Origin of the sequence: Nonomuraea sp. NPDC048901, assembly GCF_040649695.1 — a bacterium.
Taxonomy (GTDB): domain Bacteria; phylum Actinomycetota; class Actinomycetes; order Streptosporangiales; family Streptosporangiaceae; genus Nonomuraea.
This window is the reverse complement of record NZ_JBEZFW010000011.1, coordinates 319,056-335,650: the sequence shown is the minus strand read 5'-3', so window position 1 is coordinate 335,650 and position 16,595 is coordinate 319,056. Positions and strand designations below refer to the sequence as shown.

Sequence of the window (16,595 nt, the reverse complement as noted above, 5' to 3'; positions counted from 1 at the left end):
ACCATAGGCGAAACGGCTCGAGCACCGAGGTGGCCCCAGTGTCGAACACTCATGACGAGGCGCTCCGATGGGAGAGCTGGCTGCACGCTTATGAGCAGGCACGGGACGAGCTGCCCGGACCGATCACCAGGCGTTGCCCGAACTGTGGACGTGCCTGCCTCCGCCTGGTGTATCGGCTCCGGATCCCCCACCTGCTCATCGGTGACGCCCACTTCTGGTGCGACCACTGCCTGCAGGGGCCGTACCTCGGCCGCGTGGAGATCCCCGAAGCCGCCGCGGCGGCTTCGGGGGAGCAGGAGTATCAGCGGGTGAGACCCACGATCCCGAACTACGAGCTCATTCCCCCTGCGTGAGGCGCTGTCAGCTGGGCTGCCACAGCTCGATCCGATTGCCCTCAGGATCGGTGACCCAGCCGAACCGGCCGACACCCTCCATGTCCTGAGTCTCCTTGGCCACGTCCGCGCCCTTGTCGCGCAGTTGCGCGAGCATCGCGTCCAGGTCGCGGACCCGGAAATTGAGCATCGTCTGCTGGGCGCGGGAGCCGAAGTATTCGGTCTCGGACTCGAAAGTCGCGAACACCGTTTCCCCGGTCTGCTGACGCCACAGGCCGTTCTCATCGGCCTCCAAGCCCAGACAATCGCGATACCACGCGCCCAAGGCCATCGGATCGGCGGCCCGCAGGAAATATCCGCCGATTCCAAGCACACGTTCCATGCCGCTATCTTGCCAGGACCCGCCCGTCAACCTCTGTGTAGGATGACGACAAAGTCGCTAAATTCTGGCTGTTAAGGATCGGCACTCCGATGAGCGTTGATGAGACTCCCCGGACGCTGGCCGACAAGCTGAACCGGTTGTTCCAGACGGTCCGGCGCCAAGGTGAGGCCGAATACAGCAACGTCGCGGTCGCGGAGGCCATCAGCAAGGGCCAGGACGTACAGATCTCGCACACCTACATCTGGCAGTTGCGCACGGGCCGGCGGGTCAATCCCACGATCATGCACCTGACGGCGCTGGCCACGTTCTTCGGGGTGCCGGTCGCCTACTTCCTGGACGACGCGGAGACCGCCAAGATCGACAAGGATCTGGAGCTGCTGGCCGGCATGCGGAAGGCGGGTGTCACGCACATCGCCCTGCGCAGCGCCGAGCTGACCCAGGGCAGCCGCGCCGCCATCACCGAAATGGTCAATCAGCTCTGGAAGCTGGAGAATCCCTCCGATGAATGATCTCTTGGCGGCCGATCTTCGACGTCCGCCGCCGGCCATGGCGCGCCTATCTTGATCGGCCTGGCCGTCGCCGGCTGGATCGCGGTGGGCATCAAGCTGTTCCACCTCCGCGCCAAACCCGGCTGCCGGTCGACGCGTTGGCTGTGTGCCGCGCTGCTGGCGCTCTCGGTGTCGATCTGCTTGCAGGACCAGACCGTCCACGAGGTCATCGACGGCCACACGGCGCTCAACACCGCGGGCACCCTTTCCAACTGCCTGACCTTGATCGCCGCGACATCCGGGCAATGCGCGTTCCTCCACATGGTCTATCCGGCGGAGCAGGCCATGCGGAGCGCCCGGCTACGTCTGCGGCAGCTGACCGGCGTCCTGGCACTGATCGGCGTTCTGCACGCGACGACCCCGTCGAACTACGCGGAGGCTCTGGCCAGTCAGGTGTTGGCCGTGCAGGTCCCGGTGATCTCGGCCGCCGCCTACGTCTATGTCGCCTATCTGGCGTTGACCGTCACCGAGATCGCGCGCGCCACGCACTACCGCGCGAGCGCCGCGAGAGGCTTCTCCCTCCGCAACGGCCTGCGACTGCTGTTGCTCGGTCTCGCCTGCACCATCGCCTACGCCGGGCTGCGGTTCGCCGCCATGTCCGCCCACCTTCTCGGATGGGCCGTGCCGTGGCTGTACGGCAACCTGATCGGGGATGTGTTCCGCCTCGCGATCCTGTTCGTCGTGGCCGGCATCCTGCTGCCCGTCACGGGCCCGCGACTGGGCCTGGACCATCTCGCGCGCTGGTGGTCGCTCGACCGCTCCTATCGCAAGCTCTTCCCGCTCTGGAAAGTGCTGTACGACGAATTCCCGGCCATCGCCCTCGATCCGCCGGGGACCCGGCACGTCGATTTCCGGGAACCGGAGCAGGCCCTGTACCGGCGGATCGTGGAAATTTGGGACGGCCGCCTGCTGCTCCTCCCCTATTTCGACCCACGCGTCGCCGAAACGCGAGGGGCGGGGGCCACCGGCCTGTCCGATGACGCGCGCGCGATCGCCGTCGAGGCCGCGCTGATCACCTCCGCCCTGCGCCGCAGCAGGCTCGGCGAGCGGCCGGACCCGCCCGGACCGGCGATCCCCGGCAACAGCCCGGCCGACCCTGACGCCGAACTCGACTGGCTGATCCGGTTGGCGGCGGCAGTCAGGGCCGACGAACGGCAGGCAGACCCGCTCAGCCTGCGGTCAAGTGGTCTCCTTCCAGCGCGGCGCCGAGCCCTGCGAGGCTCTCGTACACACTGATGCCCTCCGCGATGGCTTCGAGCTGGAAGACGCTCACCGACGTGGGCGGATAGCCGATGAGCTCGATGACGCGGCTCACCCGGGCGGGCCCGTCCATGGCCTCGGCGGAGTCCCAGAGGTAGACCGCCCCCCAGGTCTGGCGGGCGGGATTGGAGAACCACGCCTTCAGCCGCATCCCCTCGAGCGTGGCGTAGGCGTCGACGGCGTAGTCCCGCAGGTAGTCGCGCAGGCTCTCCACGGTCTCCGTGGACCTGCTGAGATCCCAGGCGACGATCGATACGAACATGGCCGGCCCTTCTACGGGAACGCGTGCGGGTACGGGTTGACGTCCTGCGGCTCCAGGGGCCGATCCCGGTAGCCGAGCCGGTACGGCACCTCGTACAACCTCGGCAGACCGTCGACCCGCCGGTAGTCGTGGCCGAAGGTGACCGGCAGGGTGCCGGGGATGACGACCTTCACGCAGGCCAGGTCGGACACCTCGTGCTCGGGGGTCGTCTGATCCACCACGATGACGTCCGCACCGGTGACCAGGTAGCGGTCGACCAGCTCGATCAGATCGTCCCGGAGATCGGCGTTGCGGAGTCGCGCCGGCGACGGAAGGTCGTCGATGTGCCGCCGCCGTGGCGTCTCGGTCAGGAAGCGCAGCCGGTCGTACGTCCGGTGGTCGCCGTACAACAGGCGATGGTCCTCCATCTCCTTCACCAGCGACGAGTCGTCCACCATCCGGCCGGCCTCGTCCATGTGGTCGGGATAGCGCTTGATGAGGTCGGCGAGGAGCGGGCCGAGCTCGTTGAGCGCGTTCTCGATCGCGCGTTCCGGGACCGGGTGAGCGCCCGCCGAGCAGGCCGCCTTCGGGCGTTTCTCGTCGTCGCCGGGGTCGACGGCCATCGCCCAGACGCAGGGGATGCCCTGTTCGAGGGTGGTGTCGAAGAGCATCACCTGGTAGCCGCTCTCGGCCTCGATGGCTTCGATGATCAGCGGGATCATCGAGTCGCGGGCGGAGGTCACGTCGATCCGCGGGACCGGCATGCGCGCGTACCACGTCATCATGAAGGCGTCGCGCTCGGCCACTTCGAGGATCCCGTGGAAGACGGCCTCCTCCAGGCTGCCGCCCAGGGCGCAGCCGTTGGAGACCTCCTGGACGAACGGCGGGCGATCGGCGTCATGGTGGCGGGCCCGGTAGTAGGCGTAGGTCTCGGGGACCAGCACGGGAGCGCTGCGGGCGAAGGAGTACCCCCATACCCAGCGGCACACCTGCTCCTCGTCGAACGGACGGTACGGGAAACCGGGGAGCCGATGCCGCTCCGCCGGATAGAGGCCGAGCGTCCGGGGGTCGATCGCGTCGTGGCGGACTTCGGCGTAACTGGCCGACACCGTGGTGCGCTTTCCCCCTGGCTCCATGCCGCCGTGCCGTTCCAGCGTCTCCAGCATGGCGGTGACCTGACTGCCCTGGTAGTTACGGGTACGGCCGAAGCCGTACTCGGTGGAGCCCTGGCGCAGGCCCATGGGCGCCGCGGCGACCACGATGCCGCCTTCGGTGCTCTTGAGCACGGATCGGATGAGACCGCTCTCGCCGTCGACGTACCTGGCTTTGAGCGTGTCCACCTCACCGGTCATCGAGCGGAGCCGGTAGACGTCCGGGGCCGGTTTGGGGCGGGACCGGAGGGAGATGTTCGCCCGCGACCGGTCGTCGGGCGGCAGCGTCCCGCAGGTGCCGCAGAGCGGGTCGGGCAGGAACGGGTGCGGCTCGACGGCCAGCGTCTCCAGATCCAGGTAGACGAAGGCGGACCTCGTGCGCGCGGTCTCCCGGTTTCTCGTGCGCGCGGTGACCACGGCTTCCCGGTTGACCAGCCGGGCGATCTCCTCGGTGACCAAGGTGGCGGCGAGGTCGGCCGCGAGTCCGGTGAGCCAGGCCGACGGCAGCGCGGACAGGGTGGCCCCCTGCTCTCGCCACACCGTCTCGTGCCCGTCTGGCTGGAGATGGGCCAGTCGCCGCCGGAACTCGCCGCAGTCCACGCAGCCGGGCAGCCCGTCCTCCTCCAGAGGGCCGAGGACGATTCGCCCTAATTCAGCACGTACCGGCAACCAGGGCACGCCCGCCTCCGCGGCGGCGGCTCTGACCTCGGCGTAGCCGGACAGGTCCCAGCGGTCATGGGCCACGACGGCCGCGACCGCACCGGAGGTCACGAGGGGCGAGACGGAGGATCCGCCGCCGGACAGCGCCGCGACGATGCTCTCCGCGAGCAGCCCTTCACCGAGGACGGCGATCTCATGCATGGGTCAGCACCACGTGGACGGTGTACGGCATGATCGAATGAACCTCACGATCGTGGTCGAGGGGCACCGCCACCGGCGAGAGACCGCGTCTGACCAGCGCGGACACCAGACTCGCCGAGTCGGTACGGGAGGCGTCGGGCAGGCGACGGATCGCCGAACCGCGCAGCTCGGGCGGTATGCCCGGCGGCGCGGGTGGTGCGTAGACGGGCTGGGCGTTCTGCCGCGCCTGGTAATGGAGGAGGGCCTGTTCGAGCGCGCCGGTCACGGCTTCGGCCGCCGACAAGCCACCGGCGTATCCGACAGGTATGTCACCCAGGTAACTCATGGCGGCCGGAATCTCCGCCGGCCCGGTGAGGTCGTAGCAGGTGACCGCCTCGCCCGTGGCCTGGATCATGGACCTGTACCGTTCGCCGCGCGGTGGAAGCCACCCGCTGTCCAGGTCGAACCGGGGCAACGGCGTCGTCCGGTGCTCCAGATCGGCGAGCGCCAGCCGTCCCGCCTGCTCGGCCAGCGCGACGTCGACGGCCTCCTGCCAGCTGTATCCGGCGGCGATGCCCGCAGTGGTTCCAGCAGTGATTCCTGCGGCAATGCCCGCAGTGACTCCCACAGTGGTTCCCGCGGCAATCCCCCCAGTGACTCCCACAGGGACTCCCCCGGCTATGCCCCCAGTGACTCCCACAGTCCGGCTCGGCGCCCGGCCGTCGGCCAGGCTCGTGCCGGACAGCACGGGGAAGGCGACGTCGGCGGCGACGACTAGCGTCCCGCCGTCGGCGAGCCGGTGGCCGAGGACGAACCCGCTGATCCTGCCGGCCCGCAGGTCCGCGAGCAGGACATCGGGGTCGGACTCCGGCGCGGCCAGCGGAGTGCGGCCGTCCGCCGAGAGCAGCCGGCGCGGATCCACCATCAGCGAGGCGTAGACGGCGAACGCCTTCAGGGCGGCCTGGTGGCGCGCGGACTCGAAGTCGAGACCCGTGCCGACGACCCTTGAGACAGCGCCACCGAGCAGCCCGACCGGGTCGGGCACCTCCACCTCGCTGACGTGCAGGGGAATCTGCGCGTAATCGCGTTCGGTCGGCTCCCCGAACACACCCAGGAGATCGTCGGCACACACCACCGCCCGCCGGGAGAACGCCTCCCGACCGAGAACCGCACCGTCGCGGGCCGGGTCAGCAGATCCGGAGAGCGCAGATCCGGAGAGCGCAGATCCGGAGAGCGCGGGTTCGGAGAGCGCAGATCCGGAGAGCGCGGACCCGGGAAGCGCGGGTTCGGCCGACCGGGCGTAGGGGTGCGGGACGAAGGCATGTGACGTCCGGCGCAGCGTGGAAAGGTCGATCCTGGTCAGCCGGGCACGGCGGTCGTCCAGCAACCCGGTGGCGGTCCGAAAGGCCATTTGGACCAAGGCGGCGGCGATGGCGGCGGCCCGCGTCTCGTCGACAGCCCCGGCGGCGGCCCCCGGCTCGGTGGCGGCGATGGGCGGGCGTGGCGCGGGCCGGGCGGCCACCCGGCGGCGGCCCGCCGTCCAGTTCGCCGCCGACCGCGTGCCAAGGTCCTCGGGGCCGAGCCAGACCTCAGCATCCAGCACGACCGCCTGCGCCAGGGGGATCCCCCGCTCCGCGCAGAGCCGGTCGAGCAGCCGTTCATGCGCCGCGTCGCCGGAGACGTGCAGAACGAGGTCCGCGCTGTCGAGCAGGGGCAGCAACCCCTCCTCGCTGAAGTCGGCGAGGAAGTGCCGCTCGACCGTCTGGTCAGGGGTACGCCGCCCGCGCTCGACCCATTCGACGGCCAAGTGCTCCAGGCTCGCCATTTTCACCAGGCGCGATCCCGTCCGTACGGCGGCACGCGCCACCCACGGCACCATGTCCCCCGCCCCCAGAACGAGCACCACTTTATCCCGATATGCCCGAAATATACTTATAGGCGAGTCTCGGAAATGCCCGATGAAAGCCACCTCATGGCGATATTCCGGATATTCCAGGGCGGCCTCCGGACCCACAGCGCCGACGTCTCTCACCACGTCCCGCTCCGGCAGCGCGCCGACCTCTCTCACGACATCCCGCTCTACCAACGCAGTGAGCAGGCTCTCCACGGCGGCCCGGCGCTCGGGCGGCAGCTCCTCCGTCAGCTCGGCCAGCGTGTGCCGCCCGTCGAGGTAGGGCTTCAGCAGGTCGAGCAGCGGACCGACGGATCGGCCTTTCAGATGGCTGGATCCCCGATACGTGAGCAGGTACATCCCCGCCGAATCCGGGGCATGGAACGCATCCGGGCGTAGCAGTAGGCCCACGTTCGTTTACTCCTGTTCCTCGTCGGCGGCCGGGCTCGGCCGGCTCCCGAGCATGAACTCGCCCACGCTGGCCTCGACCGCCGGATCGGCTCCCGTGGCCTCGTTGAAGGCCGGCGCGTCACCTCCGCCAAGCCCGGAGGCGGCCAGCCCCATCGCGGTCGCGACCAGGTACATGGTCTGGAAGAGCACCCCGACATGCTTGAGAATCAGGGCGTACGGCATCTCCTCGTACGTCCACATCACCCGCCCGAACCTGGCCGACACCACGATCAGGACCTGGGGCCACGTGGTGGTGGCCGCCGCCCGGCTCGCGGTCGAGAGCAGCCGCCCGACCGCCGGGCCGGGGTCGCTGACGAGGCGCAGCCGGTGCTCGTGCGCGTCGTAGTGGTACATGCCCGGCGCCAGGCCCGCGACATTCCGGACGACCGGGTACAACTCCAGCTCGTCGACCCCGCCACCGGCGGGACGGGGCGTGTCGACGTACTCCACGCCCTCCCACACGTTGACCCGGCGTACCCGGGCACATCGGTAGAGCAGCTCCGCGAGCTGATCGACCGTGATCGGGTGCTCGTCGTCGTGCTCGCGGATCGAGCGGCGCTCCTCGATGGCGTCGGTCAGCCCGAGGTCGCGTACGCGGATCTCGTCCAGGTCCGGTACCCGCAGGTCGATCGCGGCACCCGGATAGGGTTCCCGGCGCGCGGGGAGCGGCGGGAACTGTCCTTGTCCCCATTTCGTCCGGCCGAATCCGGCGTCGAAGTAGCCGCCGTTCCCGTTGCGGCTGCGCGAGTGGAACCACAGGTCGTGCGGTCGCCACTGGCGCAGTCGCCACTCGGACTCCGCGTCGCTCCCGGCGGGGATCGCGATGCCGGTCCAGCACAGGTCCCGCAGCAGCCTGGCGATCAGCTCTTCGGGCAGCGGGCCCTTCAACGTGGCGGCCGAGAGTGGCCGCGCCATCTCCGTGAGCATGGCCGCGACTTCCGGGTCATGGATCAGCACCTGCGCCCACGAGGTCGGCGCCTCGGCGAGGATGTCCTCCCCCTCACGCCGGAACACCGCGAAACCGGACAGCTTCACCTCGTGGTCGATGTCCTGCTCCACGCCGGGGTCGGGCGCTCGGACGGGCTGCACCGTGTACAGCTGCCTGCCGAGATGGCTCAGCGTGGTCGTCACCCATCCCCCGCTCCGCAGGGCCCCGAGGAATTCCGGGTCGGTCGCGCCGATCTCCGTCAGCTCCGACGGCGGGCACGGCCCCTCGGCCAGGCGACGCAGTACGGCCCGACCGCCCGCGCCCACCGGCCCGAACGACGCCACCCTCCGCCACAGATCATGACGGAACAGGTGCAGCTCGCCGTTCGCGCCCGTCGCGCTGTAGACCCCCGGCCGCAGCCGCAGATGTTCCTCGTACGCCGGAGCCTCGCCGCTCATGATCCATTTCCTTCCAGGTACGCCTCCACGGTGTTGGCGAGCAGATGACACAGAAGAAAGCGCTCGACCGGCACGAGGCCGAGCCGGGTCATGTGCAGATACGTGAGGTTGAGCATCAGCCTGTACAAAAGGAACTCGGGTGCGTCCCGGATCTCCGCCCACACCGGGTCGGCGTAACCCGCCCGATGAAAGGGACTCGACTCGGCCAGCTTCGACTCCTGCTCGGCGCTGACGGTCGGCACGACGAACGCGCCCTGTTCGAGGAGCCGCGCCCCTCGCCGTTGATACGGGACGAGCGCGGCCTCCCAGTCCGCCAGCAGCGCGGCGTCCACGTCGTCGCCGCCGAGCACCGCCCGCAGCTGGGCGAGGAGGGTCAGGCGGTGTTCGCCGTAGTAGCCGTCCCACATCGGCCTCATCCCGCGCGCTTCGGGAAAGGTCGACAGGAACGCCTCGGCGTGGGACCTGAAGGTGAAGTATCCCTGGGAGATGTCGGTGCCCGACAGGCGGTGCGCCGTCGCCACCATCAGCTTGAACGCCAGTTGCCGCCGTCGCGCGCCGCCCCCGGCCTCGGTCATCGCGAAGGCGAGGTCGGTGGTGTCGGCGTAGAAGTCCGCCACGAGGTCGGCCATGTGCGTCCCGCCCAGCACCTCTGTCCGGTCGTCGTACTCGGCGACGCGGAGGGTGTTGTCGGGAAACCACGGCGTCAGGGGGCCGGAGTCCCGTTCCAGCTCGGCCAGCCGCTGATGTGAGGAGAGCTCCTGCTGGGGGTCGAGCGGCAGCGATGAAGGGTGCTCGGCCAGGCAGTCGCCGATGATCTTTTCCGCGGCCGGCCGCACCACGTGCGTGAAGGTGTCGTGGTCGGTGCGGAAATTGAGCCGCAGGTGCGGTCCCTGCCGCCAGTGCCGGGTGTAGGAGAGCCCCGCCACCTGCCCGGCCAGCTCACGGAAGAGCGGGCGTACTCCGTGCAGGATCAACGGATCCTTGTCGTGGTCGTAGTAGCGGACGTGAATGCTGTTCCAGCGCACGGACTATCTCCCCTCCCCCGCGAGCACGGCCACCGCGTCCGCGCACAGCAGCCGGACGGCCCCCTCTTCCTGTACGGTCACGCCCAGCCGGTTGCAGACCAGGTGGGCGCAGATGTCGAGAACGGTGAGGACCTGCCGCGTCTTGACCGCGCCCTCCCCCTCCCAGCCTCGGGGCGGCGGCTCGAACCGGCCGGCGGCGGCCTCGGCGGCCAGCGCGTCACGGAGCGTGGACACCGATCGGGCCCACTCCGCCAGGGAGCCCGGCCCGGAGACGTGCTCCAGGTGCGTGGCGAGCCCTCTCATCCGGCGAGCGAGGCCGATGACGCGATCACGCTGACGCCCCGTCGGTTGCGCGGTCGGTTGCACGAGATCGGCGGTCATGTCGCCGCGCCGGTCCTGGTCGACGCTGACCCACGGCGCCAGCCGGACCACATCCCGCTCACCGCAGAACCAGGTGAGCAGGATCATCGCGGCTCCCGCCGTGGTGCGGTCCGCCGGCCGCAGGCCGTCGCGCAGCAGGCCGAGGGCGATGCGGCTGGACTCCGCGAAGTGCCGCTCCACCGCCTCCATCGAGGCCCCGGTGCCGTAGCGGTCGTGCTCACGCCGGTACGGGATGAACGCCACGGAATTGTTCGGGAAGAGCCGCTCGGTATGGCCGGGAAGTCTCTCCCACTGCGCCAGGGCTTCGCCTATGCCGGCATAGTCCCGCTGACTCATGGAGCGACCCGCCGGATTCTCGGCGAGATACTTCTCGAACCGCTCCGCGATGACCCGTTCCACCTCGGCCCGGTGCGCGGGGTCGGCAGGCAGCGCACGGAAGCGCAGATGCGGTCCCCCGTCCCAGTACCTCAGGAAGAACGTGGCCTCCGCGAGCCCGCTCCCGGCCAGCTCGGCGATCAGCGGACCGGCCGCGTTCGTCAGCAGCGGGTCCAGGTTCTCGTGATAGAAGACGTGGGCGCTCACCCAGTCCGATTCATGCATGCCGGCCGTCCTGGTCAGAGATCTCGATGAGAAATTCGGTGACGCTGGGGTCATCGGGGTCCGGCCCCAGCGCGTCCTCGAAGTCGGGCAGCACCTCGTCGAAGATCACCATCGGCCCCGAACTCGCCAGCATCTTCTCGAAGGCCGTGACCAGGAACCAGTTGGCGAAGTCGACGTAGACGGGCTTGCGGGACTTGTCGAAAATCCACTGCGTCCAGTCCCCCGTCCCCTCGCCCGCGCCCCCGTCCGGGCGGGCGAAGCGGACGAAGGATCGCACCGGGATGTCGTGCTCGTGCAGCCAGGACGCCAGGCGCAGCAGATAGGCGGCGTCGGTCTCGCCCTTGGCCCGTTCCGGAAGCGTCTCCTTCGGCACGATCCAGCGGGCGCGCTGGATCACCACGCCGCCGATCTCCACGCGGGGATAGGCCACCAACGACGAGGGAAGGTCCAGATCGGCCGGATCCGCCAGCAGCGGAATGCTGGGATGTACGTAGTGCGTCTCTCCCGAGACCTGGATCAGCAGGCGAGCCGCCGGTGGGAGCAGCAGGTCGGACATCATGCCCAGATGCAGTGCGGACAGATCGGCGCCCAGCCGCTCCGAGACCACCTTGAGCAGGCCATTGCGCGGATCGAGGACCACCCCGAGGTCTCCCAGCGGGATGCGCTCCTCCGCGGGACGGCTGCTGACCGCGAACGGATAGTCGATCTCGTACGCCACGTGCGGCACGCGTCTGTTCAACGCCGAGGCGGCCACTCCGCCCAGTTCGGCGAGCACCCGGCCACTCGGCCGGTGCTCCGTGGCCCGGCTCTCGCCCGTGGCCTCCGCCATCAGGGCCAGCACCCGGCTCCGTCCACGGCCGTAACCGGTGTGCGCGGCGTTGAGCACCAAGCCGATCCCGCCGTGGCCGGGGACGACCTGCACATAGCAGGCGAGGGAGCGCGGCGGGACCACCCATGACGGCCAGTCGTCCGCCAGTTTCCTGATCAGCTCCGCGGGGACGCTCACGACACCGTCCCGCTCCGGCTGGGCGAGCACCGCCTGACGGGCCTCCCGCTGGATCGCGGCCAGCTCCCGCAGCCGCGGGAGCGGGCTCTCGGACAGCGCGCCGCCCGCCCCCATGGACGGGCCCATCAGCCGGGCGACCTCGCGCGCCGCGTCGCTCGGCTCGGCGGACTCGCCGTCCTGGGTGAGCACCTCCTGGAGCGCTCGGTGCAGGACGAGGAGGGGCACGTGGGCATCCGGGCCGAAGCGCTCGGAAAAGTAGGCGCCGAGGGCGATCCGGAACGGCAGCGTCAGGTCGAAGGCGCCCAGCCAGCGCCGTACCACGTCCAGATCCTCCAGAGCCGGACGCCATGCCGCCGACCCGGCCTCCGCCACCGAACCCGTGAAGACGGCGTTCTCGCGGAAGGTGTGCCGGCCCTGCCCGTCGAGCGCGGCCGGCTCGAAGCCGAGCGGTTCCGCCAGGTCGGTGAGCGCGGCTTCCAGTTCGTGCTGCCGCTTCCAGTGCCCCTCGACGTCGTCCACGACCACGGGCAGCCGCGCCTGCCGGCGTACCCGCCGCAACGCCTGGACGACGTCCGCGAACTCGGCTCCCCCATGGTCGGCGACCCACTCGGCCAGGTCGCCCAGCGGATCGGCCGACTGGTCGGCGACGGGGTGCTGCTCCTCCAGGAGCCCGGCCCGCACCAACGCCTGGAGGAACGCCTCGACCGGGGACTCGTCGGCGGCGCCGCCCGCCAGGCGGGAGCGGAGCTCGGCCAGCGTGGATCCCGGGCGGCGCGCCGCCAGGTTCAGGCATGCCTCGACCGCGGCGGTGGCCGGCAGGGTCACGATGGGTTCCTCGGCGGAGCGCCCGATGAAGCTGACGGTTCCGTCCCGGAAGGTCGCGCTCGGGTTGACCCGCAGGGCCAGGTGCCGGGCCAGGCGGGGATCGCGGGTGAGCGTCTCGCCGATCCGCTGGAGGAGGAAGGTGTGGATCTCGAGCACTCCATGGACCTCGGCGGGGGTGAACCGTACGGGTGACTCACCGTCCGCCCACGTCCCCGTGCCACTGGCCATGAAGGTGCCGTACGGGCTCGTCTTGGCGGCCGCTCTCGCCAGGTACTTCGCCAGGCGGGCCATGGACTGCCTGCGCGGTCGCCGCCGCGGGTCCGCCAGCCACTTGGCCAGCTCGCCGAACAGGGCCGGGCTGGCCTGGGACAGTGCCCGGCGGAAGCCCGGATGACCGGCCACGTCACGCAGGACGAGCTCCTTCTCCCGCAGTTCGGCGGCGAACACGTCGTCGAGCGCGCGTCGCCCCTCATCCAGGCGGTGCCTGGTGACGATCCAGGATTCGATCGCGTCGCCGATGTCGGTGGGGACGAGCGCGGCGACACGCGCGTTCCATTCGGTGTCGCGGGGCAGTCGTCGCTGGTGCAGCGCCCGGCGCAGGCCGACCAGAGCCGGCTTGGCCGTGCCGGGATCCAGCGCTCCGATCAGGGGATACAGTGCCTCCGCCAACGCCTCGCCGTCGCGCCGTAACGTGGCCGCCTGCCGGGCCAGCTCTTCCGCCCGGCCGTACGCGCTGTCCAGGCGCAGTCGCGACAACGCCGCCACCGGCACACCCGCGACCCGCACCACGACAGACGACTCCACGTGGGCGCCGCTCGTTAAGATCACCATTTCCTCCGGAAGCGCCAGAGCCGGGCCGCCCGCGCCACGCCGACGGCCCGGCCGGGAATCAGCTGCTGCTCGAGCTCGTCGACGACGTCGAGGTGCTGCAGACGCTCGGGCAGAGCACGGACGCGCCGTTCTCCGCCATCCCGTGGCCCGCGGTCAGCGACTCGATGGCGAGGCCGCTGTCGGCGAGGTCGAAAACGTCCATCGGCAGGTTCTTGAGGTCGAAGTCGAGCTTCTGGGAAACGCTCATTCTCTTTTCAGCCTTTCTCGGGAGAAAATCGCAGTACCCATAGCCGCGAATAATCCGCCAGGAAAACATGCGGCTAATGGCTTCCGACAGAAGGCTAATCCCGACGCACGGAGAACCGCCTTTCGCCGACCTGTCACCGACCTGTCGGCGCGCTGAAACGCTCCTTGGAAAGGGCCGCTCTCACCCGGTGGACGCGAGAACGGCCTCGATGTCGTGGGCTCGCGGGTCGGCCAGCCCGGTCATCAGATCGAGCGCCGTCCGCAGGATGCCGCGGGCCAGCACGTCGTGGCCGGCCCCGTTGAGCGCGTGGCCGAGATCGGCGAGGGTGATCGCCTCCCAGCGCTGGTTCCTCGTACGGCGGAACAGGTCGATGGACTGACGGAAGGCGTGGACGGCCTCGCGGGTGTCGCCCGTCATGACGTAGGCGCGGCCCAGGTGGCGCAGGCACATCGCGTCGGAGGTGTACTCCCTGAGCCGCAGGTTGATCCGGTGCGCCTGCTTGAACGCCTTGACCGCGCATCGGTAATGGCCCGCCACGGTCTGCGCGATTCCGATGTTGTCCAGGGCCAGGGCGATGCCACGGGGATATTCGTTGCGCACGTGCAGATCCAGCGCGCGCATCAAATGCCGCTGGGCCTTTTCGTATTCTCCGGCCTCGCCATATGTCATGCCGAGATTGCACAGCGCCATGGCCTCGCCGTACGGGCTCTTGCTCCGCTTGAAATGAATGAGCGCCTCGCGGAAATGCCGCTCGGCCAGATCGACGTCACCCCTGTCGGAGTAGATGCAGCCCACGGAGTTGAGGGTGTAGGCCTCGCCGATCGGCTCGCTCGCGGCCCGAGCCGCGCGTACCGCCGACTTCAGGCTGTCCAGGCCGTCGGACCACGGGATGCGCGCGTCGTAGAAGCTGGTCATGGCCATGGTCGTACGCCATGAGTAGTGCGCCCACCCGTTCGTGGCCGCCCACGACATCACCGCCCGGAGGGAGTCGTACTCCAGCTCCAGCCAGGCCATCGCCTCGTCGGCGTCGGCGAACGCGAGCGGGCGCCGGCGCGGCCGCAGCGGCGCGAGGAAGTCGCGGCGGCGGTACGGCACCAGGTGCCGGTCGGCGCTCACGGCGGCGAAGAGGTAGTGATCGAGGAATCGCCGTACGGCGGCCTGCCGCTCGCCGGGCGGCATGTGCAACCGCGCCTGATCGACGGCGTACAGCCGGATCAGGTCATGCAGCTGGTAGCGGCAGGGGCGGCGCTGTTCGACCAGATGGGCCGCCACGAGCTGGTCCAGGCCCCGCTTGACCTCGGCGGGCGGAAGGTCGACCAGCGCCTCGACCGTCTCCAGCGCGATGTCGCTGGCGGGGTGCAGGCCCAGCGCCTGAAACGTGGCGGCCGCCGCCGGGCTGAGCGCTCCGTAGGACCAGGACAGAACGGCGCGCAGGTCGATGTTCGGATCGTTCTCGCCGGTTCCCAGGTTGTCGAGGCGGGCCTTCTCGTCCGCCAGCCCGTCGACGACCTCGGCGAGCGTGGCGGCGCGCTGCGCGCGTTCGGCGATGATGGCCAGCGCGAGGGGCAGATGGTCACACAGCTCGACCAGCCGGGAGGCCGCCGCGGGCTCCCGGGCGACCCGCGAGGGGCCGACGGCCGCCGCCAGCAGCTCGACGGCCTGGGATTCCGGCATCGCGCCCAGCGTGACGCGGTGCGCGCCGTCCCGGATCGACAAAGACCGTAGCTGGTCGCGGCTGGTCACGATGACCAGGCCGCTGGCGCCCGGCAGGAGCGGGCGCACCTGGTCGGCGTTGCGGGCGTTGTCCAGCAGGATGAGCGCGTGCCGGTCGGCGAGGATGGTACGCAGTAACGCGCACCGCTCGTCCACGTCGACGGGGATGGCGTCACTCTCCACGCCGAGACCGCGCAGCAGGCTCTCCGCCGCGGCGGCCGGGGTCATCGGCTCGCTCGGCCCGTAGCCGCGCAGGTTGAGGTAGAGCTGGGCGTCGGGGTAGTCATGGGCGACCCGGTGGGCCCAGTGCGCGGCCAGCGTCGTCTTGCCGGTCCCCGGAGCGCCGTCGATGGTCACGATGATCGGGGCGTTCGCGCCTCCCCCGCTCCGGCCCGATGCCGCCACGCCTGAGGGCAGCCGGTCCAGTGCCGCCAGTTCCTCCTCCCGGCCGGTGAAGCGGGCGATGCCGTGGGGCAGCTGCCGGGGGCTCGGCGTCCTTCGCCGGACGGCCGTGCCGACCGGGTGGTCGTCGGTGTCGCCCAGGAGCACCGTCTGGTGCAGCTGGACCAGTTCTTCGCTCGGGTCCAGGCCGAGCTCCTCGCGCAGCACCGTGCGTACGCGCTGGTAGGCGCTCAACGCCTCCGCCCGCCTGCCGCTGCGGTGCAGCACGGTGATCAGGCGCGTCCACAGCGGCTCGCGGGTCGGGTAACGCTTGGTCAGCTCCGTCAGCTCGGCGATGAGGCGCCCCGGCGGCTCGCTGGCCAGCTCCAGGTCGATCCGGCGTTCGGTGGCGCCGAACCACTCCTCGGTCAGGAGTGGTATCACCTCGTGTTCCAGCCAGGGCCCGCTGGCGTTGCCGAAGGGCTGACCGCGCCACAACCGCAGCGACTCGCGTAACAGGGCCATCTCCTCCTGCGCGGAGCCGGCGTCGTCGGCGCGGCGCACGAGGCCGCGGAATCGGTGCAGGTCCACCGCGTCGGGCTCGACCTGGAGCTGGTAGCCGTCCGGCTCGGTCTGGATGAGGTCCGCCCCGATCAGCCGCCGCAGCCTGGTGACATAGGTGTGCACCGCGCCGCGCGGCCAGCCCGGCCCCTCGCCCGGCCAGAGCCGCTCGGCGAGTGTAGACGTCGAGACCGACTGGCCGACCGATAGCAGCAGCGACGCGAGGACCGTCCGCAGCTGCCCGACGGGCACCGCCACCGCGCCCTGACCGACCCGCACCTCCCAAGGCCCCAGGACGCCGAAGCTGACATCGCCGCCATGTGCTTCCACAGCCGTTCCGGATGACGCGCCTGCCAATGCCTGACCTCCCACGGGGACGAGCTACGTTTGCCGAGGCATGGATGGTGGATAAACGGCAGTTGTGCGCCACGAGGCCGCGAAGCCGCCGCCCTATCAATCTAAGCTACGAAGGGCGCAGATGCGCTTAAACATCTGTTGAAGCATCGCGAGCGCTTATGATGTGGGTGTTGTGGCCGGTGCGCCC

General features: G+C 70.1%; 13 protein-coding genes. 3 read left to right on the top strand and 10 right to left on the bottom strand.

Going from position 1 to position 16,595, the window contains the following annotated elements:
- The first annotated feature begins 38 nt into the window (after positions 1–38).
- On the top strand, positions 39–353 hold the full coding sequence (locus AB0C30_RS35235) for a hypothetical protein (protein ID WP_357952474.1): 315 nt from the start codon (positions 39–41) through the stop codon (positions 351–353).
- A gap of 7 nt (positions 354–360) precedes the next feature.
- Here AB0C30_RS35235 and AB0C30_RS35230 read toward each other — a convergent pair whose 3' ends face one another.
- The gene (locus AB0C30_RS35230) at positions 361–714 is read right to left on the bottom strand and encodes a VOC family protein (RefSeq protein WP_357952473.1); all 354 of its coding nucleotides are present in this window, start codon (positions 712–714) and stop codon (positions 361–363) included.
- A gap of 89 nt (positions 715–803) precedes the next feature.
- On the opposite strand from AB0C30_RS35230, the gene AB0C30_RS35225 reads away from it, so the two are divergent.
- Together AB0C30_RS35225 and AB0C30_RS35220 are read left to right on the top strand one after the other, a co-directional pair.
- Positions 804–1,223: a helix-turn-helix domain-containing protein gene (locus AB0C30_RS35225; protein ID WP_357952472.1), complete on the top strand. Its 420-nt coding sequence runs from the start codon at positions 804–806 to the stop codon at positions 1,221–1,223.
- Positions 1,224–1,274: 51 nt separating this feature from the next.
- Positions 1,275–2,498, top strand: coding sequence for an MAB_1171c family putative transporter (locus tag AB0C30_RS35220; protein WP_357952471.1), 1,224 nt, complete (start codon positions 1,275–1,277; stop codon positions 2,496–2,498).
- On the opposite strand, the gene AB0C30_RS35215 is transcribed toward AB0C30_RS35220, so the two are convergent.
- The 9 genes from AB0C30_RS35215 to AB0C30_RS35175 form a co-directional block, all read right to left on the bottom strand.
- Positions 2,431–2,784 carry a hypothetical protein gene (locus AB0C30_RS35215; RefSeq protein ID WP_357952470.1) on the bottom strand — a complete coding sequence of 118 codons (354 nt, stop codon included), beginning with the start codon at positions 2,782–2,784 and terminating at the stop codon, positions 2,431–2,433. The genes AB0C30_RS35220 and AB0C30_RS35215 overlap by 68 nt on opposite strands.
- Before the next feature lie 11 nt (positions 2,785–2,795).
- Positions 2,796–4,775, bottom strand: coding sequence for a TOMM precursor leader peptide-binding protein (locus AB0C30_RS35210; protein ID WP_357952469.1), 1,980 nt, complete (start codon positions 4,773–4,775; stop codon positions 2,796–2,798).
- On the bottom strand, positions 4,768–7,056 hold the full coding sequence (locus AB0C30_RS35205) for a YcaO-like family protein (RefSeq protein WP_357952468.1): 2,289 nt from the start codon (positions 7,054–7,056) through the stop codon (positions 4,768–4,770). Before AB0C30_RS35205 ends, AB0C30_RS35210 begins: the two co-directional genes overlap by 8 nt.
- Before the next feature lie 6 nt (positions 7,057–7,062).
- On the bottom strand, positions 7,063–8,481 hold the full coding sequence (locus tag AB0C30_RS35200; RefSeq protein WP_357952467.1) for a SagB family peptide dehydrogenase: 1,419 nt from the start codon (positions 8,479–8,481) through the stop codon (positions 7,063–7,065).
- The gene (locus AB0C30_RS35195; protein ID WP_357952466.1) at positions 8,478–9,506 is read right to left on the bottom strand and encodes a thiopeptide maturation pyridine synthase; all 1,029 of its coding nucleotides are present in this window, start codon (positions 9,504–9,506) and stop codon (positions 8,478–8,480) included. Before AB0C30_RS35195 ends, AB0C30_RS35200 begins: the two co-directional genes overlap by 4 nt.
- A gap of 3 nt (positions 9,507–9,509) precedes the next feature.
- A complete protein-coding gene (locus tag AB0C30_RS35190) occupies positions 9,510–10,487 on the bottom strand; it encodes a lantibiotic dehydratase C-terminal domain-containing protein (RefSeq protein WP_357952465.1) in 978 nt (325 codons plus the stop codon).
- Positions 10,480–13,149, bottom strand: a complete 2,670-nt coding sequence (locus tag AB0C30_RS35185; protein WP_357952464.1) for a lantibiotic dehydratase — start codon at positions 13,147–13,149, stop codon at positions 10,480–10,482. The genes AB0C30_RS35190 and AB0C30_RS35185 overlap by 8 nt, the downstream gene beginning before the upstream one ends.
- A 58-nt stretch (positions 13,150–13,207) precedes the next feature.
- Positions 13,208–13,396 (bottom strand): thiomuracin/GE37468 family thiazolyl RiPP peptide, encoded by a 189-nt coding sequence (locus AB0C30_RS35180; protein ID WP_355448036.1) that lies wholly within the window; start codon positions 13,394–13,396, stop codon positions 13,208–13,210.
- A gap of 180 nt (positions 13,397–13,576) precedes the next feature.
- The gene (locus AB0C30_RS35175; protein WP_357952463.1) at positions 13,577–16,381 is read right to left on the bottom strand and encodes a BTAD domain-containing putative transcriptional regulator; all 2,805 of its coding nucleotides are present in this window, start codon (positions 16,379–16,381) and stop codon (positions 13,577–13,579) included.
- Positions 16,382–16,595: the final 214 nt, after the last annotated feature.

Bases quoted from the DNA above. Each gene is read 5' to 3' on its own strand.
- AB0C30_RS35230 (WP_357952473.1), bottom strand. From the start codon at position 714: ATGGAACGTGTGCTTGGAATCGGCGGATATTTCCTGCGGGCCGCCGAT.
- AB0C30_RS35225 (WP_357952472.1), top strand. From the start codon at position 804: ATGAGCGTTGATGAGACTCCCCGGACGCTGGCCGACAAGCTGAACCGG.
- AB0C30_RS35215 (WP_357952470.1), bottom strand. From the start codon at position 2,784: ATGTTCGTATCGATCGTCGCCTGGGATCTCAGCAGGTCCACGGAGACC.
- AB0C30_RS35210 (WP_357952469.1), bottom strand. From the start codon at position 4,775: ATGCATGAGATCGCCGTCCTCGGTGAAGGGCTGCTCGCGGAGAGCATC.
- AB0C30_RS35200 (WP_357952467.1), bottom strand. From the start codon at position 8,481: ATGAGCGGCGAGGCTCCGGCGTACGAGGAACATCTGCGGCTGCGGCCG.
- AB0C30_RS35190 (WP_357952465.1), bottom strand. From the start codon at position 10,487: ATGCATGAATCGGACTGGGTGAGCGCCCACGTCTTCTATCACGAGAAC.
- AB0C30_RS35185 (WP_357952464.1), bottom strand. From the start codon at position 13,149: ATGGTGATCTTAACGAGCGGCGCCCACGTGGAGTCGTCTGTCGTGGTG.
- AB0C30_RS35180 (WP_355448036.1), bottom strand. From the start codon at position 13,396: ATGAGCGTTTCCCAGAAGCTCGACTTCGACCTCAAGAACCTGCCGATG.